This window comes from Patiriisocius sp. 208BN25-11, from assembly GCF_058147145.1.
Window position 1 is genome coordinate 1 of record NZ_JBYVJY010000166.1, and the last position, 232, is coordinate 232.

The following is a 232-nucleotide window of genomic DNA, read 5'->3' on the forward strand; positions in this document are numbered from 1 at the left end:
ATTAGACGATCCATCTAAGGGATCCATCAAGACCATATATTTATTGTCGTTTTTTTCGTTTCTAACTACAATCGTGATCAGGTCATCTTCTTCTTCACTCGCAATACCCCAAACAATTTCTCTGTTGGTCAATGTTTTAATAAAAACATCATTGGCATCCACATCTAACTTCTGTTAGTCTTCACCTTGAATATTGGTATCTCCTGCAGCGTCTAAAATATCTACCAAGCCC

1 pseudogene is annotated in these 232 nt (G+C 37.1%); it reads right to left on the bottom strand.

Annotation, left to right across the window (positions count from 1 at the left end):
- Nucleotides 1-232: pseudogene (locus tag ACY2RS_RS15990) on the bottom strand (class 1 fructose-bisphosphatase); the annotation flags it as partial.